Below are 416 nucleotides of genomic sequence, written 5' to 3' on the forward strand. Positions count from 1 at the left end.
TGCGCCGCTATGGCTGAGCGAGACCCTCGCCCGAGGGACGAAAATCCCGAATGGACTGAAGCCGACTTCGCGCGGGCTAAAGGCCCGGAGCACCTCCCCCTTCACGTTCTTGACGCATTCCCTCGCACAAAGGCGGCGATCGGTCGCCCGAAGGGGTCGAATAAGGAGCAGGTGACCCTCCGGCTCGACAAGGACCTGCTCGACCGGTTTCGCGCGGGCGGGCCCGGTTGGCAGACCCGTCTCAACGATATGCTGCGGAAGGCCGTGGGGGAGGGTTAGGTCACAGCACCTCGAACAGCCCCGCCGCGCCCATGCCGCCGCCGACGCACATGGTGACGACGACATATCTGACGCCGCGGCGCCTGCCCTCCAGCAGCGCGTGGCCGGTGAGGCGCGCGCCCGACATGCCGTAGGGG

2 protein-coding genes are annotated in these 416 nt (G+C 68.3%); one reads left to right on the forward strand and one right to left on the reverse strand.

The features are described from left to right. Window positions 1–9: 9 nt before the first annotated feature. Window positions 10–279: a BrnA antitoxin family protein gene (locus AC2JF9_RS09840; RefSeq protein WP_500727410.1), complete on the forward strand. Its 270-nt coding sequence runs from the start codon at window positions 10–12 to the stop codon at window positions 277–279. Window position 280: 1 nt separating this feature from the next. Here AC2JF9_RS09840 and AC2JF9_RS09845 read toward each other — a convergent pair whose 3' ends face one another. After that, window positions 281–406 (reverse strand): hypothetical protein, encoded by a 126-nt coding sequence (locus tag AC2JF9_RS09845; protein WP_500727412.1) that lies wholly within the window; start codon window positions 404–406, stop codon window positions 281–283. Window positions 407–416 lie beyond the last annotated feature (10 nt).

This window comes from Lactobacillus sp. C449L (genome assembly GCF_059900815.1).